Source organism: Microbacterium sp. Z10_103 (assembly GCF_058310455.1).
In genome coordinates, this window is the sequence record NZ_JBZEGK010000001.1 from 2014537 (window position 1) to 2035386 (window position 20850).

The following is a 20850-nucleotide window of genomic DNA, read 5'->3' on the forward strand; positions in this document are numbered from 1 at the left end:
CGCTGAGCGCCGCATTATGCTCTCGCTGCACGGGATGGCCGACACCGGAACCATCACGAGAGAAAATCCCCCAGAAGAGGATGAGTCACGCATGCCCCACTTGACCAGCACGGTGGACATCGACGCGCCCGCCCACGTCGTGTGGCGAGCCCTTACCGACTTCGAGAGCTATCCCGATTGGAATCCGTATTACCGTTCCGCCTCCGGGGTTGCCGCGGCCGGAGAGACGGTTCTCCTCGGCGCGACACTTGACGAGGGCTTCGGGAAACCGCGACAGGGGCCCGTCCGGGTAGTCACGGCGACTCCCGGGACGGAGCTCCGCTGGACGAGCCGATTCCTGCTGCCTGGGCTGATGGACGCCGATCACCGGTTCACTCTCACCGCGTTGAGCTCGACTCGCACCACGCTGGCGCAATCGGAGAAGCTGACGGGGCTGCTCGTTACTCTCTCGCCCGCGATGATGAAGAAGATTCAGGTCAAGCTCGGTGAATTCGACCTCGCCCTCAAGTCCCGCGCCGAAGGACTGGCCACCCGGACGAATGCCGATGACACGCAGGCCTGACCGCAACCAGCACACCTGGGTGGAGTGCGACCCGCTTTAGGTGCGCGCCGTCTCCTTCAGCTGCCTTCGAGAAACCCGGCCACCTCAGTGGCCCTCGTCCCAGTCGAAACCGCCTGTTCGTCCGGCCACGACAGCGGTGCGCCGCCGGATGCTCCAGGCTGCGAGCTCCTCCCCCTCCAGGGTGAATGGCAGCTCCGGCTCGGAGCGCACCGCGACGAGAGAGATTCCGGCACCCAGGGTCACCCAGGCTTGGCCGGTCTGCCCGTCCAGGAGCACCGGGAAGGACACCATCTCCGTCCGCTCTTGCTCGGAGAGAACTCCGCAGTACTCCAGCAGCGCCTCGGCGACGTCGTCAGTGGTCGCCATTCGGGCACCGGTCACGAAGATGTCGAACATCTCGGGTCTCCTCCGGTCGCGAGACGATTCGGGCGACGAGCTCACGACTCTGTTCATCCTCCTCTCAGGGGGTGCGACAGCCTAGGTCTTGACCGTCTCTGCGACGCGCGGTAGTGGGAGGCCGGCAGAAGAAGGGCGCGGCCGTTGCGTCCGCGGCCTCCCTGTCAACCCGACGGCGGCGCGCGCGGGGACCTCCTACGGTGAAACGATGACCACAGACAGGGAACCGCCCACGCGTCTGCGGCGAGGCATCTCCGGGCCGCTCCTGTTCGCTTTCATCCTCGGTGACGTGCTCGGTGCGGGGATCTACGCGCTGATGGGCGTGCTCGCCGGGCGGGTGGGCGGGATGCTGTGGGCTCCGCTTCTGCTGGCCCTCCTGCTCGCGTTGCTGACGGCCGGGTCGTATGCCGAACTCGTCACGAAGTACCCGCGCGCCGGGGGCGCCGCCGTCTTCGCCGAACGGGCCTTCAAGAACCCCCTGGTGTCCTTCCTCGTCGGCTTCAGCATGCTCGCCGCCGGGGTCACCAGTGCGGCGGGCTTGTCCATCGCGTTCGCGGGAGAGTACCTGAGCACGTTCATCGACCTCCCCGTCATCCCCGTCGCCATCGTCTTCCTCGCGATCGTCGCGGCGCTGAATGCCCGCGGCATCCGCGAGTCGATGGGGGCGAACCTCGTGATGACGGTCATCGAAGTGAGCGGTCTGGTACTCGTGGTGGTCGTGGTCGCCATCCTCCTCGGCCGCGGCGGTGGGGACGTGTCGCGCGTCACGGAACTTCCCGAGGGCGCGGCCTTCGGGCCTGCCGTGCTCGCGGGCGCCATCATCGCCTACTACTCGTTCGTCGGGTTCGAGACGTCGGCCAATGTCATCGAAGAGGTCAAGGACCCCTCCCGCACCTTCCCCCGCGCCCTGTTCGCCGCGCTGCTGACAGCCGGCGTGGTCTACGTGCTCGTGGGGCTGGCAAGTTCCATCGCCCTGCCCGCCCAGGAGCTGGAAGACTCGAGCGGACCGCTGCTGCAGGTCGTCGAAGCCAGCGGGGTGCCCGTCCCGCCGTGGCTGTTCAGCCTCATCGCCCTGATCGCCGTGGCCAACGGTGCGCTGCTGACGATGATCATGGCGAGCCGACTCGCGTACGGGATGGCCGAGCAGGGCCTCCTGCCGAGCGTCCTGGCGCGAGTGCTGCCGAAGCGGAAGACCCCGTGGGTGGCCATCGTCGCCACCACCGTCGTGGCGATGCTCCTCACGCTCGTCGGAGACCTGGCGACACTGGCCGAGACGGTCGTGCTCCTCCTGCTCATCGTCTTCCTCAGTGCCAATGTCTCGGTCCTGGTCCTGCGGCGCGATCACGTCGAGCACGAGCACTTCCGGGTGTGGACGTTCATCCCCGTGCTGGGCATCGGCTCCTGCATCCTGTTGCTCACCCAGCAGCGGCCGGAGGTGTGGCTGTTCGCCGGCATCCTCCTCGCCGTGGGCGTGGTGCTGTTCCTGCTCGCCCGCTGGACGCGTCGGCGCAGCCAGGGTGCGACAACGTCCAGGCCCTGAGCGCCCTGCGTCACTAAGGAGCGTCACCAGAGGAGATAGAGCGCCCCGACGATCGTCAGCCCGATCACGAGACGCTCGAACACGACCTGCGGAAGGCGACCGGCGATGAACCGGCCGAGCAGCGCCCCGGCCAGAACCGCCGGTATCAGCCACAGGTCGATCAGCAGACTGTCGACGGAGAAGAGCCCGAGGGCCGCTGCGAACGGCACCTTGGCGACGTTCACGACGGCGAAGAACCACGCGGCCGTGCCCAGGAACGCCTTCACCGGGAAACGGGCGGCGAGGAAGTACATCGACATGACAGGGCCGGCGGCGTTCGCGACCATGGTCGTGAAGCCGCCGAGGGTGCCGTACACGGTGGCAGCGAGCCATCCGCCGCTCGGGGATCGCCCGGAAGCGCGCGTCGCGCGTCGCCGCCACAGGGTCACGGCGACCACCATGAGCAGGAGCACGCCGATGACGCGCTTGACCCACGCATCGTCGGCGACGGCGAGGAACACCACGCCGAGAAGGATGCCGGCAAGCACGGCGGGGATCAGTCGCAGGAGCGCCCGCCACTGCGCGTGACGCCGGTAGGCCCAGAGCGCCAGCATGTCACCGACGATGAGCAGGAGCAGCAGCGTCGCGGTGGATTCGCGCGCGGGCAGCGCGGAGGCGAACAGAGCGACCGCGATGGCGCCCGCACCCGGCAGTGCCGTCTTGGACATCCCGACGACGAGCGAACCCAGTGCCAACAGCATCCAGGAGACGACGGTGAGATCTCCGAGGACCACTGCACCGCTCACCGCTCCAGGCTACGGCGTGAAACGCAGCCTTCCGCACGCACGGAACGGGGGCGAGGCGGCTTGGGTCATGTGGTCTCAACCACGGTCCGATGAGCATTGTCACCTCGCCGGTGCCCAGGTCTCTGTCGCGTCAGAAGCCGGCGGGCGGAGGGGCCAGTAGGCTTCCGTCGTGCCGCTCGCCATCGCCGTCGACCTCGGCGGAACCAAGATCGAAGCCTGCCTCGTCGACGAATCCGGTGCCGTGGTGCCCGGCTCCCGTGCCCGCGCGGCCACCGGCGCGCAGAGCGACCGGTCACACCTGGAGCGCGCCCTCACCACCGTCGTCACTGCAGCCGTCGCCGCCATCCCGCCTGGTGCGGAAATCGTCGGGGTCGGTATCGGCAGTGCCGGCCCTCTCGACACCGCACGCCAGACCGTGTCTCCGCTGAACCTGCCTGACGCCGCGGGGTTTCCCCTCGTGGCCGCGATCCGCCGCGTCCTCCCCCCGCACCTGCACGCGACCCCCGTGCGCGTCGCCCTGGACGGGCTCTGCATCGCGATCGCGGAGCACTGGCTCGGCGCCGGCCGCGATGTCGGCACCATGATGGGGATGATCGTGTCCACCGGCATCGGCGGGGGCATCATCACCCGCGGCGCCCCCTATGCCGGAAGCACAGGCAACGCCGGGCATCTCGGGCAGATCGAAGTCGCCGGCTTCACCGCCCCGGGAGTCCATGGCCTCGACGCGACGGTGGAGCGCGTAGCGAGCGGTCCGAACGTGGTCCGATGGGCGCGCGAACAGGGCTGGGAGGGCAGCACCGGCGAGGAGCTCGCCGCCGCGTATGCCGCCAATGACGCGATCGCCGGCTCCGCGGTGCGTCGGAGCGCCGCCGCGGTCGGTTCCGCGCTGGCATCGGCCAGCGCGCTCCTCGACCTCGAGCTCATCGTGATCGGCGGCGGCTTCTCCCACGTCGCGGAGGACTACGTCGATCTTGTTCGCGCCTCCCGCGACGCCGCCGCGCCCTACCCGTTCCTCGCGCGTGCGCGGATCATGCGAGCCCAGCTCGGAAGCGACAGTCCGCTCCTCGGCGCCGCGGCGCTCGTACTACGCGCCCAGGCGTGACGCGTCACAGCGGATTCTCACTCCGACGATGCGCGACGCAACGCCTGCCGCCAGTCGTTCGGAACCCGGCCTTCCGGGCCGGGTGACGGCTGGGATTCGGGGCGACTGGTGGGAGGCGCCAGCTCCGGACCTTCGATGGAGGCCTGCTCCTGGTAGTCCCACCACCAGTCCTCCCCCGGCTCGAAGCTCTGGATGAAACGGTGGCCCGCGCTCTGCCAGTGCGCGGTCGCATGACGACCGAGCGAATCGTCGCAGCATCCCACATGCCCGCACGCCGCACAGCGGCGGAGGTGCACCCACCATCCGCCCGCCGCGTCGCACTCGGCGCATCCCGACGACCACGGCTTCGCGGTGGGGTCGATCTGGTCGGTGGGGTCGATCTGCTCGGTGGCCATGTCTCCTCTTTTCGACGGGCTAGAAGGGCGAGCCGGCGTCGTAGATCGAGATGAGGGTGAACACCTCGTTGAGGAGGTAGACGGCGAAGGCCGCACCCACTCCGATGCTGAGCACCGTCACCGCGATCCACGCCCACACGGGGGCAAGACCCTTGCCGGTCTGCCGACGGAGGATCACGCCGCGACCGATGACGTAGACGCCGTTGCTGACGATCAGCGTGAAGAAGATCCACGCCCAATGGAACGGCTTGTCGATCCCGCGTGCGCGCAGCGCCCGCCAGTCGAGGTAGGCGAACGCCACCTGCGCGGCGATGACCAGGTATCCCAGGAGGGTCAGGAGCAGCGTGGCGCCGGTGAACGAGGCCGCCCACGCGTTGGAGGGCGACTCGAGGGAGTCGTTGATGCTGTCCTCGAGGAACCCACGCCAGTCGATGAAGAACAGGGGCAGGAAGGTGACCAGCGGCAGGAAGACGATGAGCCAGATCCACGGCGTCTCGGTCGGGATGTCACGACGCTCGGGGGCGGGCGCCGTGGGGGCCGACGGATAGGCCGGGTACGCCGCGGGCGCTGACGCATAGGTCGGGTACGCGGGCTGCGCCGGGGCGGGGGTGGGGTGTGCGGGCGCCGCAGGGGCAGCGGCGGCCGCGGCGGCGGTGGCCGGGGCGGGCACGGCGGCCGGGGCGGCCGGGGCGGGTGCGGCGGCGGAAGCCGGCTGTCGGGCCTCGGTCCACGCCGATCCGTTCCACCAGCGATGGACGGAGGGGTTGTCCGGGTCGGCGTACCACCCCGGAGGGAACTGAGGGGCGTCGGTCATGTCGGTCCTTCCGCGAGAGCCGGGTCGCGTCGAGTCTATTCGGCAGCCCGATCACCGGAAGTCTCGTGAGGTGTGCGACACCCCCACCCGCAGGTCTTCGAACCGGTCCGCCACGAGGTTGGTCACCCCCTCGACCGAACGCTCCAGCATCCCCCGCACGATGAGCGCGGGAGATTCCCGCACCACGCGCCGATGACGGTTCCACACACCGACCGAGCAGATCACGTTGACCAGGCCGTGCTCGTCCTCGAGGTTGAGGAAGGTGATGCCGGATGCCGTGGCCGGCCGCTGCCGGTGGGTCACGAGCCCGGCGACCTCGACGCGCCGGCCGTTCTCGTGCGTGCGCAGTTCTCGCGAGGTGAGAACCCCCCGCGCATCGAGCTGGGAGCGGTAATGCGTGAGGGGATGATCGCCCGGTGAGATGCCCGTCGCCCACAGGTCGGCCGCGAGCACCTCATAACTCGTGGGGTCGGGGAACAGCGGCGGCTGCACCGACACCATCGACTCGGGCAGGAATTCGGCGCGGTCCTGCGCCGCGGAGCCGGCCAGCCAGATCCCCTCGCGGCGGCTGATGCCGAGGCTGTCGAACGCACCCGCCGTGGCGAGCGCCTCCAGCTGGGCGGCGGTGAGGCCGGTCCGGCGCACGAGGTCGCGCAGATCGCGATACTCCCCTCGTGTCTCCCGCTCGGTCACGATGCGCTCCGCCACCTTTGCACCGATCCCAGTGACCTCCGCCAGTCCCAGACGCACCGCGAACCGCCCGTCGCGGCGGTGCGCATCCGACTCGTCGGGGGCCTTCGGATCGAAATCGCCGACCGGCGGCTGGTGGCGGTCAGCGCACGCGGGCAGGCCGGTGGCCCCGGCCGGCGAAAACCGAGGAGATCGCGCGAATCGAGGGCCGGATCGGGCCGCAGCATCCTCGATTTCCGGGATCCCCTCGAAATCCGCGGTGGATCCGGCCGGCTCGCCCGGCCCGGCGGGCGAAAACCGAGGAGATCGCGCGGATCGAGGACCGGATCGGGCCGCAGCATCCTCGCTTTCCGGGATCTCCTCGAAATCCGTGACGGGTTCGAGGGTTGCCTGGACGCCCGAGCGCAGCAGGTCGGGTCGGCGCACCTCGACACCATGCCGGCGGGCGTCGGCGCTCAGCGTCGCCGGCGAGTAGAACCCCATCGGCTGAGCGCGCAGCAGCCCGGCCAGGAACGCGGCCGGATAGTGCAGCTTGATCCACGAGCTCGCATAGACCAGCAGGGCGAACGAGAGGGAGTGGGATTCGGCGAACCCGAAGTTCGCGAACGCCTGGATCTTCGCGTAGATCCCGTCGGCGACCTCGCCAGTGAGTCCGTTGCGGGCCATTCCGGCGTACAGCTTCTCGCGGAGCTTCTCGATCCGCTCCACGCCGCGCTTGGATCCCATCGCCCGGCGGAGGAGATCAGCATCCTCGGCCGTGCAGTCCCCCACCGCGACGGCCATCTGCATGAGCTGCTCCTGGAACACCGGCACGCCCATCGTCCGCTCGAGCACCGGCTCTAGCTTCGGGTGCGCATAGGTCACCTTCTCCTGGCCGAGCTTGCGCCGGACGAACGGATGCACGGCGCCTCCCTGGATGGGCCCGGGGCGGACGAGCGCGATCTGCACCACGAGGTCGTAGAACCGGCGCGGCTGCAAACGCGGGAGCAACCCCATCTGCGCGCGGGACTCGACCTGGAACACCCCGATCGAATCGGCGCGGCACAGCATGTCGTAGACGGCCTTCTCCTCCTTCGGGATCGTCGCGAGCTCCCACACCTCCCCCGTCGCATCGCGGATGAGGTCGAAGCAGTACTGCAGCGCCGCCAGCATCCCGAGGCCCAGCAGATCGAACTTCACCAGCCCCATCCAGGCGGCATCGTCCTTGTCCCACTGGATGACCGTGCGGTTCTCCATGCGCGCGTGCTCGATGGGCACCACCTCCCCCACCGGGCGGTCGGTGAGCACCATGCCGCCGGAGTGGATCCCCAGGTGCCGCGGCGCCTTCAGCAGTTCGGTGGCGTACGCCAGCACCTGATCGGGGATGTCGTGATCGGCCCCGGTATCCAGCGCCGCCCCCCATCGCTCGACCTGCTTCGACCACGCGTCCTGCTGCCCCGGCGAGTGCCCGAGCGCCTTGGCCATGTCGCGGACGGCGTTCTTCGGCCGGTACTGGATGACGTTGGCCACCTGCGCGGCGCGGTCACGGCCGTACTGGCGGTAGACCCACTGGATGATCTCCTCGCGCCGGTCGGAGTCGAAGTCCACGTCGATGTCGGGTTCCTCGTCGCGGAGGCTCGAGAGGAACCGCTCGAACGGCAGGTCGTAGGCGATCGAATCGACCGCGGTGATGTCGAGCAGGAAGCACACGGCGCTGTTGGCCGCCGACCCGCGCCCCTGGCACAGGATGCCTCGGCGGCGGGCCTCCTGCACGATGCCGTAGACGATGAGGAAGTAGCCGGGGAAGTCCTTCATCTCGATCACCCCGAGCTCGCGCTCGATGCGGTCGCGATCCTTCGGCTTCAGGTCGGGGTACTTGCGCGGCACCGCCTCCCAGACGAGGTGCCGCAGCCAGGACATCGGCGTGTGCCCGTCGGGCACCTTCTGCTTCGGCAGCGCGGGCTTGGCGCGCCGCAGGGGGAACGCGAGCTCATCGGCGAGGGTCACGGTGCGCGCCACCGCGCCGGGATACCGCGCGAACCGCCGGGACATCTCCGCCCCCGAGCGCAGGTGGGCGCCGGCGTGGGCGGGCAACCATCCGTCGAGTTCGTCGAGGCCCCGGTTCGCCCGCACCGCGGCGACGGCCGCTGCCAGGAGTTCCCGTTCGGGGGCCGCGTAGTGCACGTTGTTGGTGGCGAGCACCGGCAGCTTCCGCTCGGCGGCGAGCGCGGCGAGCAGGTCGTTGTGGCGCGAGTCCAGCGGATTACCGTGATCCATCAGCTCGACGTGCACCGCATCGGGGCCGAAGCGCTCGACGAGCCGGTCGAGCGCGGCGGCCGCCGCATCCGGGCCGTCCTCGGCGAGCGCGCGACGGACCGGCCCCTTACGGCAGCCGGTGAGCACCGCCCACTGCGGGTCGTGGGGACCGCCGGCCCGTTCGGCGAGCTCGTCGAGGTCGTACACCGGCCGCCCCTTCTCCGCACCGCGCAGCTGCGCGGACGTGATCGCCGCCGCGAGCCGGTGGTACCCCTCCTCCCCGCGCGCGAGCACGAGCAGATGCGAGCCGACCGGATCGGGTTCGCCGTTCTGCGGCCCGGGCAGGTTCAGCGACAGCTCCGCGCCGAAGACGGTGCCCAGCTGCAGCGACTCGGCGGCCTCGGCGAAGCGGACGATGCCGTAGAAGCCGTCATGGTCGGTGACCGCGAGCGCGTGGAGCCCCAGGCGCTCGGCCTCCTCGGCGAGTTCTTCGGGCGAGGATGCGCCGTCCAGGAACGAGTACGACGAGTGGGCGTGCAGTTCCGCATACGGCACGGTGTCGGCGGGACGCTCGATGGCCGGGGGCACGTAGGGTCCGCGCTTGCGCGACCACGCCGGACTGTCGCCGCCGTCGGCTCCGGCGGGAACCGTGCCGGGGCGACGTCGATCACTGAGCGTGCGTTCGATCTCCGACCACGGCACGGGCGGGTTGTGGAAGCCCATCAGCGTGCCTCCGCCCGGCTCAGGGACCGGGTGCGGCCGGAACAGGACCGGATGCGGCCCGTTCCTGCCCGGCTGGGCAGAGGAGATCTGCCGAGCAGAGGAGCGAAGGCGCGTCCTCCGTCCTCGGCTCGGCAGATGTCCTCGCCCGGGCCGGCCACTCGGGACGGGGCTGAGGTGCGAGACGAAGGGTCAGTCATAGCGGCCCTCGGCGGTCCAGACGCCGTTCTCCTCGACGAGCAGCCAGGCGACCCCGTCGTCATCGACCACCTGGAAACGGTGCGCGCGACGCCGGCGCACCGCATCCCACCCCCGTTCGCGAATCGGCCAGGGCCCAGCCCACGACCGGATGCGGCCGCGCCGACCACCGACCGCGAACAGCGCCGGCTGCGCGCTCAGCACCTCGCGCTCCCCCACCACCACGGTTCCGCCGGCGGCATCGGTGACACCCACCGGGCGCGGCTGCGGGTAGACGGTGGTCGGCAGCGGATCGGGCAGGCTTCCCGGCCACGGGCGGGCGCGTTCTTTCGCCACGACCGCTCGATCCCCCCACGGCACGAGCACCTGCCGTTCGGTGAGCCAGCGCCCGCCGCCGACGGCCGGGGTGAGCACCCCGCGATGACCGAGCATCGCCTGCACACGCGAGAGGGCGTGATGCACGCGCTCTTCCGGACCAGCACCGAACAGCCCGATCACGTGATGGGATGCCTCATCCACGGCCTCGGGCGAGATCCTCACGCGAGCGACGCCGCTGCCGAGGACGCTCTGCGCGTCTTCGGCGAGCTGCCACCGCACCCGGTCGACCACAGCGGACGCGTCGAACGACCCCGGATGCAGCCACACCCGCTCGCTGCGCTCTCCCCGGTCGCCGACCAGCTCGACCCGCAACTCCGTGCACACCAGGTGACGCTCCCCGAGGCCCTGCACGAACTCATCGGCGGCGATGCGCATCCCGAAGGCGATCTGCTCGGCCAGTTCCAGGGGCGGTTCGAACGACACCTCGCGGTGCAGCTCGGGCGGCGGGGTGCGGGGTTCGACCGGGCGGGAGTCGCGACCGGCCGCGAGGGCGTGCAGCCGCACGCCCTGCTCCCCGAAGCGGTCGCGCACACGTTCGACCTCCATCGCCGCGAAAGCGCCGAGGGTGTGCACCCCGAGCCGTGCCAGCAGTTCGGGCAGCGCCGTCTCACGGGATGCGGTCGATCCGGCCCCCGCCGACTCCAGCACCCCCACCGACAACGGCGCGAGGAACGGCGCCGCCTCCCCCGAGGGCACGATCCGCACCGGGGCGTCCGCGCGGGTGGCACGTGCGGCGAGCTGGGCCGTGAACAGGCCGTCGGCGACCCCTGCCCGCACCCCCGTCATGCCGTCGGCGACGAGGGCGGCCAGAAGCGTCCGGGCGGCTTCGTCCTCACCGCCGTAGTACCGCGCGGGCCCGCGGGCGCGCAGGGCGCACAGCCCCGGGCGGACGATCTGCACGCCGGGGGCGAGTTCTTCGATGCGCGCGACGATCGGTGCGAAGGCGCGGGCGTCGCGCACGGGATCGGCGGGAACGATCACGAGCCCGGGGCTGACCGCCTGCGCGTCCCGTCGTCGCTGCCCGCGCCGGACGCCGGAGGCACGGGCCGCATCCGAGCACGCCACGACGATGTTGTGCTCGAACACGGCGATGGAGCTCTGCGGGTGCAGCGTGTGCGCGTCCGGGTCGAGCGCAGCCGGGTCGAGGGCACCGGATTCGGCGGCGGCGCCGTCCAGGGAGAGCGCCGTCACCGGCCAGTCGGGAAACCACAGCACGAGGCTGCGTACGGGTGCGAGCATTCAGCCCACCGCCCTCACCTCGGAGAACTCCGGCACCGCCTCCAGGCGGGGGCGGGATGCTTCGGCGGCAGGCCCGAGCAACGACACGGTGCCGTCGGCGGCGGGAAGAAGCATCCGCGCTCGGCGTGCCGACGGCGAGCGCCGGCTGGTCACCGAGACGGTCAGTTCGCGTGCGGCGAGGTATCCGTGCCCGGCGCCCAGGCCCTCCCAGCGCGGATCGGCGACATCGATCGTCGCCTCGGCCTGCGGCCACGCGCCCTGGACGAGCAGCACGGTTCCGCGATCGCGCAAGCGGGCGGACAGCCGCGAGACCTCGCCGTCGGTCACACGCGCGGGCGGGCGCACGGCGACCACGGGCATCACCTCGGCGATCGTCGCGGTGATCGCCAGCCACCGCGGACCCGGTTCGGGGACGAAGACGAGCCGGTCGAGGTCGAGCCCATAGCGCTCGGCGGCTTCGACACCCAGTTCGGGCATGCCCACGGCCGCGCACCACGCGCCGTCTTGCGACGGTCGCGCCATCAGTGCCAGCAGCAGCGCGGTCGAGGGGGCGAGGGTATAGGCCGACCCGGGCCGCAGCCCTCCCCCGGGAAGGAGACCGGCGAACGCGGGATGGGTCGGCATCGCGGGAGCGTCCAGACGGCGGCCTTGCATACGCTCGAGCTGCGCGCGCAGCTCGCGTACGTCGCTCAGCGCTTCCGCCTCGGTCCGCACGATCGCCCTCATTCCCACAGGCTAGAACATTTGTTCTACGGTCTCAATCCCGTGGTTCGAAGATACGAACGCCCTCCGACATTCCGCATCCCCTCACGATGACGGACGGTTTCGTCGCTCTGGGACGCCGCGAAGCGACGAAAACCGTCCGTAACCGTCAGGGGCAGGAGAGGTCAGGCGGCGAGAGCCAGGTAGGGCTCCCAGCGCGGGTCGGCGCGGTCGGTGCCGCGAACCGTCCACTGCGTCCCGTGGGGGGCACCCGGGATCAGCCGCAGACTCCACGACATCTCCTGCGGCGTGCGGTCGCCCTTGAGGTTGTTGCAGCGAAGACAGCACGCGACCAGGTTCTCCCACGAGTCCGCGCCCCCGCGCGAGCGCGGCAAGACGTGGTCGATCGTGGATGCTGTCTTGCCGCAGTAGGCGCAGCGATGCCCGTCGCGGCGCAGCACGCCTCTTCGCGTGACCGGGATGCGGCGCGCACCGGGCACTCGCACGTAGCGGGTGAGGAGGATGACCGCGGGGCGGTCGTAGGCCCCTGCGGCCGCCCACACGGGGTCGCCCTCCACCCGCTCGATCACGGTGGCCTTCTCGTCCATCACGAGCACGAGCGCTCGCTTGAACGACACGACAGCGAGCGGCTCATAGCCCGCGTTGAGCACCAATGTGCGCATTCCGCTTCCTCTCGAATGGCCGGGACGGATTCTCGGATATTCGACATGCGACGGATCAAGGAGCGCAGGTTATGAAAAAGGCGCTGTCTTCACAGACAGCGCCAGAACGCCACGGCCGAGCCGCGGCGTCCGATTCCACGATGCCGAAGGACGAGCAGACCGAGCGCATCCGTGGTGCGAATGCGTGGTGTGATGCCCATCGGCTCCTCCGCTTTCTCTCAGCGTCGCTGACAGGCTAACCCACGCGACACGCCCGGGGATCGCCTCGGGGAACGAAAAGGCGGCGTGTCGGGAACCATTCCCCGGCACGCCGCCTTTGCGAAGTCTCAGCTGGCGTTGGACTGGAGCCAGCCCCACGGGTCCACGACGCCGCCGTTGACGTGCACCTCGAAGTGCAGGTGGCACGCCGTGGAACTGCCCGTCGACCCGACGACGCCGATGAGCTGCCCGGCGGCGACGCTCTCGCCCGCCCGGACGACGCGGCTGCCATAGGTCATGTGGCCGTACAGGGTGCTGACCCGCTGGCCGTTGATGACGTGATCGATCGTGACCGCCACGCCGTATCCGCCGAAGCTCTCCTGCGAGACGCGCACGACACCGCCGGCGGCGGCGAACAGCGGTGTGCCGCATCCGGCGAGCAGGTCGACGCCCTGGTGGTAGCCGGAGTCGCCGAGGCCACGGCCCTGCTTGAAGCCCGACAGCGGCCAGCGGACCTCGCCGGAGCCCGGAGCGGTCATGGTCAGGTCGATCGACGACAGCGATACCGGGGAGGAGGCGGCACGGACGCGAGCACGCTCGGCAGCGGCTTCGGCGGCCTTCTTCTTCTCGATCTCCTCCGCCGTGGTGGCTGCGTAGCTGCTGCGCTGGAGCTGAACCGCGGATGCGTCCGAGGCCACGACGAGCGACTGCGCATCGTCGGCGGCGATCTGTTGCAAGGTCCGCGACTCCTCCTCGGGCTGCCAGGCCGCATAGGCCGGCAGCGCGACGGTGGCGATCAGACCGGCGACCATCGTCAGGACCGCAGCGCTGCGCAGCGGCGCAGCCTTCCCCGAGCGGAGCGGGCGCTGACGGGTGGGTCGTGCGGCGGCACGAGGCGCCTTCGCCTTCGCCGGGGGCCGCACCTTGGCGCGAGTCGAGGTGCGCGCTCGGGCGCGGCGGGTCGTGTCGGTCGTGTTCTGCTCGGGTGCAGATCCGACCGAATCGATATCTTCAGCCAATAGTTCCTCCGGCGCCTCCGCGCCTGTCGGCACTGGCTCGTCGGGACTCAGTTGGGGACGATATGCGGGCTTCACCCTCCGCAGACGACGAGCCGATGAGGCAGCCTGCGCGGGGTCCGACGGTGGGGCTTTTCACCTGGGGACGGGATGAACGCTACCGGAAGGTAACGAATATGTCACGCTGACCACAAATCCCGTGGACAACTGCCAGCGAGACCCGGCTGGGGAGGATCAGTGCTGGTCGTCGACGAGGAAGATGTGCGAGGCCACTTCGATCGGCAGTTCCAGGCCCTCGTCGCTGCCGTCCATCTGCAGCAGGACGTAGCCCTCGTTGAACCGGTAATCGCCGCGAGCGCCGGGGACGACCCCGGCTGCCTTGAGCTGCTGCAGCAGTTCCGGATCGACCTGCGCGGGCTCGGCGAGGCGCCGTACCGTCCCGGCGATCGGCGCGCCGGCCTCGTTGAGTCGACGGACAAGGCCCACGACACCCTGCTCGAAAGTGTTGGCCGGGTGGTCGCCGAGCTGATCGAGTCCCGGGATGGGGTTGCCGTAGGGCGACTCGGTGGGGTGACCGAGGAGTTCGACCAGGCGACGCTCGACCTGCTCGCTCATGACGTGCTCCCACCGGCACGCCTCCTCGTGGACGTACGCCCAGTCCAACCCGATGACGTCGCTGAGGAGGCGCTCGGCCAAACGGTGCTTGCGCATCACATCGACGGCCTTCTGGCGACCGGCGTCGGTGAGTTCGAGTCGCCGGTCTTCGGAGACGACGACGAGTCCGTCACGCTCCATGCGCCCGACGGTCTGCGACACCGTCGGGCCGGAGTGCCCGAGGCGCTCGGAGATGCGCGCACGAAGAGGCACGATGTTCTCCTCTTCCAGCTCGAGGATCGTGCGCAGGTACATCTCCGTGGTGTCGATGAGATCGGTCATATGGCGGGGTTCCTCGGCGCTCAGCGGTGGACTTCCAGCCTATCCAACGCTCCTGAGCCCCGGCCCGGCCATCCCCCCTTCCCCGTGCGGTCACGGACGACTTTCGTCGGAATCCGGCCGCGCAGAACGACGGAAACCGTCCGTGACCGTGCCTGGGGGCGGAGAGGGCGGTGCGCGGGGCCGCCCTAGAATCGAGCCATGCCGCACGTGGATCTGCCTCGCGACCTCCTGCCCGCCGATGGACGCTTCGGATGCGGCCCCTCGAAGATCCGCGGAGCGCAGCTCGAGGCGCTGGTGACGCGCGGCGCGACGCTGCTCGGGACGTCGCACCGTCAGGCGGCCGTGAAGAACCTTGTCGGAAGCGTCCGCGGACGCCTGGGCGAACTGTTCCGCCTTCCCGACGGCTACGAGGTGATCCTCGGCAACGGCGGGTCGACGGCGTTCTGGGATGCTGCGGCGTTCGGCCTCATCGAGCGCCGCGCGCAGAACCTCGTCTTCGGCGAGTTCGGCGGCAAGTTCGCCGCTGCCGCGAAGACGCCGTGGCTGGAAGCTCCCGATGTGCGCAAGGTCGAGCCCGGGACCGCGACCGTCGCCGAGCCCATCGAAGGCGTCGACGTGTACGCGTGGCCGCACAACGAAACGTCCACCGGGGTCGCGACCCCCGTGACGCGTGTCCAGGGCGACCCCGGCGCGCTCACCGTGATCGACGGGACGAGCGCCGCCGGCGGCATCGACCTGGACGTCGCCCAGGCCGACGTCTATTACTTCGCGCCGCAGAAGAACCTCGGGTCCGACGGCGGCCTCTGGTTCGCCGTCGTCTCCCCCGCCGCGATCGAGCGCATCGAGCGGATCGCCGCATCCGACCGGTACATCCCCGAGTTCCTCAGCCTGAAGAACGCGCTGGACAACTCCCGCCTGCAGCAGACGCTCAACACCCCGGCGCTGACCACGCTGCTGCTGCTGGACGACCAGCTGAGCTGGATCCTCGACAACGGCGGGCTGACGTGGGCGAACGCGCGCACGTCGGAGTCTTCCACCACGCTGTACGACTGGGCCGAGGCCTCAGCGGTCGCGACCCCGTTCGTCGCCGACCCGGCCGACCGCTCGCCGGTCGTCGTGACGGTGGACTTCGATGAGCGGGTGGATGCAGCCGCCGTGGCGGCGAGCCTGCGCTCGAACGGCATCGTCGACACCGAGCCGTACCGCAAGCTCGGCCGCAACCAGCTGCGGATCGCGACCTTCGTGTCGATCGAGCCCGACGACGTGCGTCAGCTCATCCGCTGCATCGACTACACGATCGAGCGCCTCTAACCGACCGTCGACTCGCCACAATACGTCCGGTTTCACCCGAAATCCGGACGTTTTTTGGCGAGTCGACTGAGGAGGAGTTAGCGCTCGGACTCGTCGTCGGAGTCGGAGTCGGAGTCGTCGAGGTCTTCGTCGGAGTCGTCGTCGAGGTCCTCGTCGGAGTCGACGTCGACGTCTTCCTCGGAGTCGTCGTCGGAGTCGAGATCGTCGTCGTCGTCGGGGGCGGAAGGATCGAGCTGGTCGATGTCGACACCGTCGAGGTCTCCGGCGTGCAGGATGGGCGACCCGTCCTCGTCGAGTTCGTCGTCGTCATCGTCATCGCCCAGCACGTCGTCGATCTCGTCATCGTCGAGGTCGTCGTCGGACTCGTCCGCGTCGTCCTCGTCGATGTCGGCGTCTTCACCGGCGGCGTCGGCCGCTTCGGCCAGGGCGGTCTGCGCGGCCTGGTACTCGGCGAGACGGACAGCCCACGGCGTCCACTCGGGCGCCAGCAGGGCATCATCCCCGGGAAGCAACTCGACTTCGAGAACCGTCGGCTCGGCGTCTTCGACGCGCGCGACGCTGACGGTCCAGAACCAGCCCGGGTAGCCGGCGAGCCGGTTGGCGAAGCGCAGCGACACCACGCCGTCGCCCTCGTCGATGTACCCGACAGGGTCGCCCACGGAGGCTTCCGAGGTCACCTCGAGGAGCGCGGCGCGGGCGAGGTCGGATGCGGCGAGCAGGCGCTCGTCGATGGAATCAGGCGTCGAGGTCATCAGCGACCTTGCGCAGCACGGCGGCGACCTTCTTGCCGTGCGAGCCGCTGGGGTACCGGCCGCGACGGAGGTCGGTTCCCATGTCGTCGAGCAGCTTGACGAGATCCTCCACGATCACCGCCATGTCGTCGGCGGGCTTGCGGGTGCGCTTGGCCACGCTGGGCGGCGCCTGGAGGACACGCACCGACAGCGCCTGCAGACCGCGCTTGCCCTCGGCGACACCGAACTCCAGCCGCGCGCCTGCCTTGGGGGCAGGGGCGCCGGCGGGCAGGGCAGTCGCGTGCAGGAAGACGTCCTGGCCGTCATCGCTGGTGATGAAGCCGAACCCCTTCTCTTCGTCGTAGAACCTGACCTTGCCGGTGGGCATGGAAACCTCGCTGAAAGCAGAAGTCCGCGCGGACGCGGACGGGGATGGATCGCGACCGATGGATCGCCATCATCAAGACTACGGCACGGGCGCGAACCGCTAGGCTGAAGCGGATGAGCACCCGCACGCCCGGCGAAGACCTTCCGGTCCGCCGCATCGACCGCATCCTGGCGTTCATGTCGCTGGGCCTTCTGGTGTTGTCGATCGTGTGCTTCATCGCCATCATGATCGGCTCGGCCATGGGCTCCGACTTCGCGACGGGTGTGTGGCCGACCGTGGGTGCGACCGTCTATATCGCGCCGGTGCTCGCCTTCGTGTTGCTGATCACGGTGCTCGTGATGAGCTTCGTGCGAAGGGCCCGCGCCAACCGGGATCACTGACCGTGCCGCCCACCTCCGACCAACGCGCGCTGGCCATCGCCCTCGCCCAGTTGGATGATGCGGACTTGGCGGAGCTGCTCGCTGCCCGGGGCGCTCCTCCCACCGCGGCGTGGCGCGACCTGTTCGACGTGGCTGCGGCCCTCCTCGAGCCCACCTCCGTCGCGCGGGCGCTCACGGCTCTGCCGTATCCCTCGGCGTCGGCGCTCGCCCACGCCGCGGCCGACGGCGCCCCCGTGCCCGTCGATGCGCGCCCCGCCCTCGTTGCGGCGGGACTGGTGGATGCTGACGGCCATCCCTTCGCGGCGGTCGGCGTCGCCGTGCGCGACCGCGAAGCTCCCGCCGAACCCCCGCAGGCGGTGGATCGGTCGACATCCCCCGCCGACGATGCCGCCGCGGCGGAACACGCTTTCACCTCCGCCGCCTCCCTCGCCGACGTGCTCCTGCGCGCCCTGACCGAGCCGCTCACCCGCATCGGCAACGGCGCGCTCGGCGCCGGCGACCGCCGGGCCCTGGTCGACGACGGCGCCGCACCGGACGGCGATACGGCCGACCTGCTCGTCGGGCTCGCCGCATCCACCGGCCTGCTCCATGCAGAGGAGCGGGCGTGGCTGGTGACCGCGGCCGGGCGCGCCTGGGTGGCAAGCCCCACCCTGGAGCGCTGGATGAGCGCCGCCGAACGCTTGCGCGACGCCTTTCCCGCCGGCCTGCGGACGCCCGAGGGGGGCTGGGTGCCGGCAGCGGCGTGGATCGACGCCTATCCCTTCGACACCGCGTGGCCGACGCGCGCCGGCCTCTGGCGCGCCCGCGCTGTGGCGTGGGGCCTGCTGACGCCCGGAGGTGGTGAGCCGCCGTGGGCCTCGCCTCTGGCGGCGGGCGGCTCGGCCGACACGGCGGCGCTCGGCGCCTTCCTGCCCCCTGAAGTCGACCGCGTCTACCTCCAGAACGACCTCACCGCCATCGCCCCCGGCCCCCTCGTGCCGCACCTGGACGTGCGGCTGCGCAGCATGGCCGTCCGCGAGTCCCGCGCTCAGGCGTCGACCTATCGGTTCAGCGCCGACAGCCTCGCGGCCGCCATCACCGCCGGAGAAAGCGCCCAGTCGGTGCGCGCCTTCCTCCAGGAACTGTCGCTCACCGGCGTCCCGCAGCCTCTGGAGTACGTCCTCAGCCGCACCGCCGAACGGTACGGGCTCCTCCGGGTGGGCCGCGATCCCGTGAGCGGGCGCACGCGCGTAACCAGCGATGACTCCGCAGCCCTGGAGACCGTGGCCGTCGATCAGGCCCTGCGCGCGCTCGGCCTCGTCCGCGACGGCGGGGCACTGGTCTCCCGCATCGGTGAGGAAACCGTGTACTGGGCCCTCGCCGACGCCCGCTACCCCGTGATCGCGGTGGATGACGCCGGGATGCCGCGGCAACTGGATCGCGCTCGGCTCGCCGCCGAGCGGTCGGTGCCGCCGGCATCCGAACAGTACGCAGCGCTTCTCACACGTGTGCGGGCGGGCAGTGAGTCGGAAGACGCGGACGCCGCGTGGCTGGAACGCGAACTCGACACCGCGGTGCGCGGACGCGCGGTGGTCGATGTCGTCGTGCGGCTCCCCGACGGGTCGACCCGCACGTTCCGCCTCGAGGCGACCGGCCTCGGCGGTGGGCGCCTGCGCGGCCGCGACCGTAACGCCGACGTGGAACGGACGCTGCCGCTGTCGAGCATCGCAAGCGTTCATCCGGTGTCGTGAGGGCCGTGCACCGTCGGCGCGGCGGTAGAATTGCCGGTTATGGTTGACGGCCCCCTGATCGTGCAGAGCGACCGCACGGTGCTCCTCGAAGTCGCGCATCCCGATGCCGAGAGCGCGCGGCATGAACTCGCGATCTTCGCCGAGCTCGAGCGCGCCCCCGAGCACATCCACACCTACCGCATCACGCGGCTCGGGCTGTGGAACGCCCGCGCTGCCGGGCACGGCGCGGAAGACATGCTGGCGACGCTCGAGCGGTGGTCGCGGTTCCCCGTTCCCGCGTCCGTGTCCGTCGATATCCGCGAGACCGTGGGCCGTTACGGGCGCCTTGTCATCGAGCGTGACGACGAGGGGACCCTCGTTCTTCGTTCCACCGATCCCGCCGTGCTCACCGAGGTCGCCCGCAACAAGCGGATCCAGCCGCTGCTGATCGGTCGCCCGTCCCCGGATGCGTACGTGATCGACGCGTGGGCGCGCGGGCACATCAAGCAGGAGCTGCTGAAGATCGGGTGGCCGGCCGAAGACCTCGCCGGGTACACGCCGGGAACGCCGCATCCCATCGACCTCGATGAGGCCAGCTGGCACCTGCGCCCGTACCAGCGGCAGGCCGTCGACGCGTTCTCCGAGGGCGGCTCGGGTGTCGTGGTGCTCCCCTGTGGCGCCGGGAAGACGCTCGTGGGCGCCGGCGCGATGGCCGAGACGAAGACGACGACCCTGATCCTCGTGACCAACACGGTCAGCGCACGGCAGTGGCGCGATGAGCTGCTGCGTCGCACCACGCTCGCAGCCGAGGACATCGGCGAGTACTCCGGGCAGGTCAAGGAGATCAAGCCGATCACGATCGCGACCTACCAGATCCTCACGGCCAAGCGCGGCGGTCAGTATGCGCACTTGGCGCTGCTGGATGCCCTGGACTGGGGTCTCATCGTCTATGACGAGGTGCACCTTCTGCCCGCCCCGGTGTTCAAGCTCACCGCCGACCTGCAGGCCCGCCGGCGCCTCGGCCTCACCGCCACCCTCGTCCGCGAGGACGGGCGCGAGGGCGACGTGTTCAGCCTCATCGGCCCGAAGCGGTTCGATGCGCCGTGGAAGGAGATCGAGGCACAGGGCTTCATCTCCCCGGCCGCCTGCTACGAGGTGCGCATCGACCTGCCCGACGGCGACCGCCTCGAGTACGCGGCCGCGGCGGACGACGAACGGTATCGCCTCGCAGCGACCGCCCCCGCGAAGATCGAGGTGGTCCGAGGACTCGTGCAGCGTCACGCCGGCGAGCGCATCCTGGTGATCGGCCAGTACCTCGACCAGATCGATGTCCTCGCCGAGGCCCTGGATGCTCCGCGGATCACCGGGGCGACCCCGGTGTCGGAGCGCGAGGAGCTGTACCAGGCGTTCCGGGAAGGATCGATCTCGCTGCTCGTGGTGTCGAAGGTCGCGAACTTCTCGGTGGACCTGCCCGAGGCATCCGTCGCCATCCAGGTGTCGGGGTCGTTCGGCTCCCGGCAGGAGGAGGCGCAGCGGCTCGGCCGGCTGCTGCGCCCGAAGGAGTCGGGAAACACGGCGAGCTTCTACACGCTGATCTCCCGCGACACCGTCGATCAGGACTTCGCGCAGAACCGGCAGCGGTTCCTCGCCGAACAGGGATACGCGTACACGATCCTCGACGCCGACGACCTGCTCGCCCCCGCGGCCTGAGCCGCTCGCCGGGCTCGTCGCCGGCTCGTCGC

The 20850-nt window shown here is 70.4% G+C and carries 19 protein-coding genes; 7 read left to right on the forward strand and 12 right to left on the reverse strand.

Going from position 1 to position 20850, the window contains the following annotated elements; translation table 11 throughout:
- Positions 1–91: 91 nt before the first annotated feature.
- Positions 92–562: an SRPBCC family protein gene (locus tag AC4FS2_RS09775; RefSeq protein ID WP_491151739.1), complete on the forward strand. Its 471-nt coding sequence runs from the start codon at positions 92–94 to the stop codon at positions 560–562.
- Between the two features lie 84 nt (positions 563–646).
- On the opposite strand, the gene AC4FS2_RS09780 is transcribed toward AC4FS2_RS09775, so the two are convergent.
- Entirely contained in the window at positions 647–958 is a 312-nt protein-coding gene (locus AC4FS2_RS09780) for a hypothetical protein (protein WP_491151737.1), read from the reverse strand.
- Between the two features lie 208 nt (positions 959–1166).
- Here AC4FS2_RS09780 and AC4FS2_RS09785 point away from each other — a divergent pair, with 208 nt between their 5' ends.
- Complete coding sequence (locus AC4FS2_RS09785; protein ID WP_491151735.1) at positions 1167–2498, forward strand: APC family permease; 1332 nt, start codon at positions 1167–1169, stop codon at positions 2496–2498.
- Positions 2499–2521: 23 nt separating this feature from the next.
- Here AC4FS2_RS09785 and AC4FS2_RS09790 read toward each other — a convergent pair whose 3' ends face one another.
- The gene (locus tag AC4FS2_RS09790; protein WP_491155603.1) at positions 2522–3238 is read right to left on the reverse strand and encodes a sulfite exporter TauE/SafE family protein; all 717 of its coding nucleotides are present in this window, start codon (positions 3236–3238) and stop codon (positions 2522–2524) included.
- 214 nt (positions 3239–3452) lie between these two features.
- Here AC4FS2_RS09790 and AC4FS2_RS09795 point away from each other — a divergent pair, with 214 nt between their 5' ends.
- Positions 3453–4385 (forward strand): ROK family protein, encoded by a 933-nt coding sequence (locus AC4FS2_RS09795; RefSeq protein ID WP_491151734.1) that lies wholly within the window; start codon positions 3453–3455, stop codon positions 4383–4385.
- 17 nt (positions 4386–4402) lie between these two features.
- Here AC4FS2_RS09795 and AC4FS2_RS09800 read toward each other — a convergent pair whose 3' ends face one another.
- The 8 genes from AC4FS2_RS09800 to AC4FS2_RS09835 all read right to left on the reverse strand — a co-directional run bounded on the left by AC4FS2_RS09800 (position 4403) and on the right by AC4FS2_RS09835 (position 14589).
- On the reverse strand, positions 4403–4780 hold the full coding sequence (locus tag AC4FS2_RS09800; protein WP_491151733.1) for a UBP-type zinc finger domain-containing protein: 378 nt from the start codon (positions 4778–4780) through the stop codon (positions 4403–4405).
- Between the two features lie 19 nt (positions 4781–4799).
- A complete protein-coding gene (locus AC4FS2_RS09805; protein ID WP_491151731.1) occupies positions 4800–5594 on the reverse strand; it encodes a DUF2510 domain-containing protein in 795 nt (264 codons plus the stop codon).
- A 51-nt stretch (positions 5595–5645) separates the two neighbouring features.
- Positions 5646–9242 (reverse strand): error-prone DNA polymerase, encoded by a 3597-nt coding sequence (locus tag AC4FS2_RS09810; protein ID WP_491151729.1) that lies wholly within the window; start codon positions 9240–9242, stop codon positions 5646–5648.
- A gap of 189 nt (positions 9243–9431) precedes the next feature.
- Positions 9432–11054, reverse strand: a complete 1623-nt coding sequence (locus tag AC4FS2_RS09815; protein ID WP_491151727.1) for a DNA polymerase Y family protein — start codon at positions 11052–11054, stop codon at positions 9432–9434.
- On the reverse strand, positions 11055–11780 hold the full coding sequence (imuA', locus tag AC4FS2_RS09820; protein ID WP_491151725.1) for a DnaE2-dependent mutagenesis accessory factor ImuA': 726 nt from the start codon (positions 11778–11780) through the stop codon (positions 11055–11057).
- 161 nt (positions 11781–11941) lie between these two features.
- Complete coding sequence (locus AC4FS2_RS09825) at positions 11942–12439, reverse strand: HNH endonuclease (RefSeq protein ID WP_491151724.1); 498 nt, start codon at positions 12437–12439, stop codon at positions 11942–11944.
- A gap of 326 nt (positions 12440–12765) precedes the next feature.
- Positions 12766–13656, reverse strand: a complete 891-nt coding sequence (locus AC4FS2_RS09830) for a M23 family metallopeptidase (RefSeq protein ID WP_491151722.1) — start codon at positions 13654–13656, stop codon at positions 12766–12768.
- 231 nt (positions 13657–13887) lie between these two features.
- Entirely contained in the window at positions 13888–14589 is a 702-nt protein-coding gene (locus AC4FS2_RS09835) for an iron-dependent transcriptional repressor DtxR (RefSeq protein ID WP_491151720.1), read from the reverse strand.
- A gap of 198 nt (positions 14590–14787) precedes the next feature.
- Between AC4FS2_RS09835 and serC the strand changes: the two genes are divergently transcribed.
- A complete protein-coding gene (gene serC, locus AC4FS2_RS09840; RefSeq protein ID WP_491151719.1) occupies positions 14788–15900 on the forward strand; it encodes a phosphoserine transaminase in 1113 nt (370 codons plus the stop codon).
- A 77-nt stretch (positions 15901–15977) separates the two neighbouring features.
- On the opposite strand, the gene AC4FS2_RS09845 is transcribed toward serC, so the two are convergent.
- Positions 15978–16652 carry a DUF3027 domain-containing protein gene (locus AC4FS2_RS09845; protein ID WP_491151717.1) on the reverse strand — a complete coding sequence of 225 codons (675 nt, stop codon included), beginning with the start codon at positions 16650–16652 and terminating at the stop codon, positions 15978–15980.
- The gene (locus AC4FS2_RS09850; protein WP_491151715.1) at positions 16636–17019 is read right to left on the reverse strand and encodes a cold-shock protein; all 384 of its coding nucleotides are present in this window, start codon (positions 17017–17019) and stop codon (positions 16636–16638) included. The genes AC4FS2_RS09845 and AC4FS2_RS09850 overlap by 17 nt, the downstream gene beginning before the upstream one ends.
- Positions 17020–17132: 113 nt before the next feature.
- On the opposite strand from AC4FS2_RS09850, the gene AC4FS2_RS09855 reads away from it, so the two are divergent.
- From AC4FS2_RS09855 to AC4FS2_RS09865, 3 genes are read left to right on the forward strand one after another with little or no spacing between them, the layout of a single operon-like run.
- Complete coding sequence (locus AC4FS2_RS09855) at positions 17133–17399, forward strand: multidrug ABC transporter ATPase (protein ID WP_491151714.1); 267 nt, start codon at positions 17133–17135, stop codon at positions 17397–17399.
- 2 nt (positions 17400–17401) lie between these two features.
- Positions 17402–19129 carry a helicase-associated domain-containing protein gene (locus AC4FS2_RS09860; protein ID WP_491151712.1) on the forward strand — a complete coding sequence of 576 codons (1728 nt, stop codon included), beginning with the start codon at positions 17402–17404 and terminating at the stop codon, positions 19127–19129.
- 39 nt (positions 19130–19168) lie between these two features.
- On the forward strand, positions 19169–20818 hold the full coding sequence (locus tag AC4FS2_RS09865; protein ID WP_491151710.1) for a DNA repair helicase XPB: 1650 nt from the start codon (positions 19169–19171) through the stop codon (positions 20816–20818).
- The last annotated feature ends 32 nt before the right edge of the window (positions 20819–20850 follow it).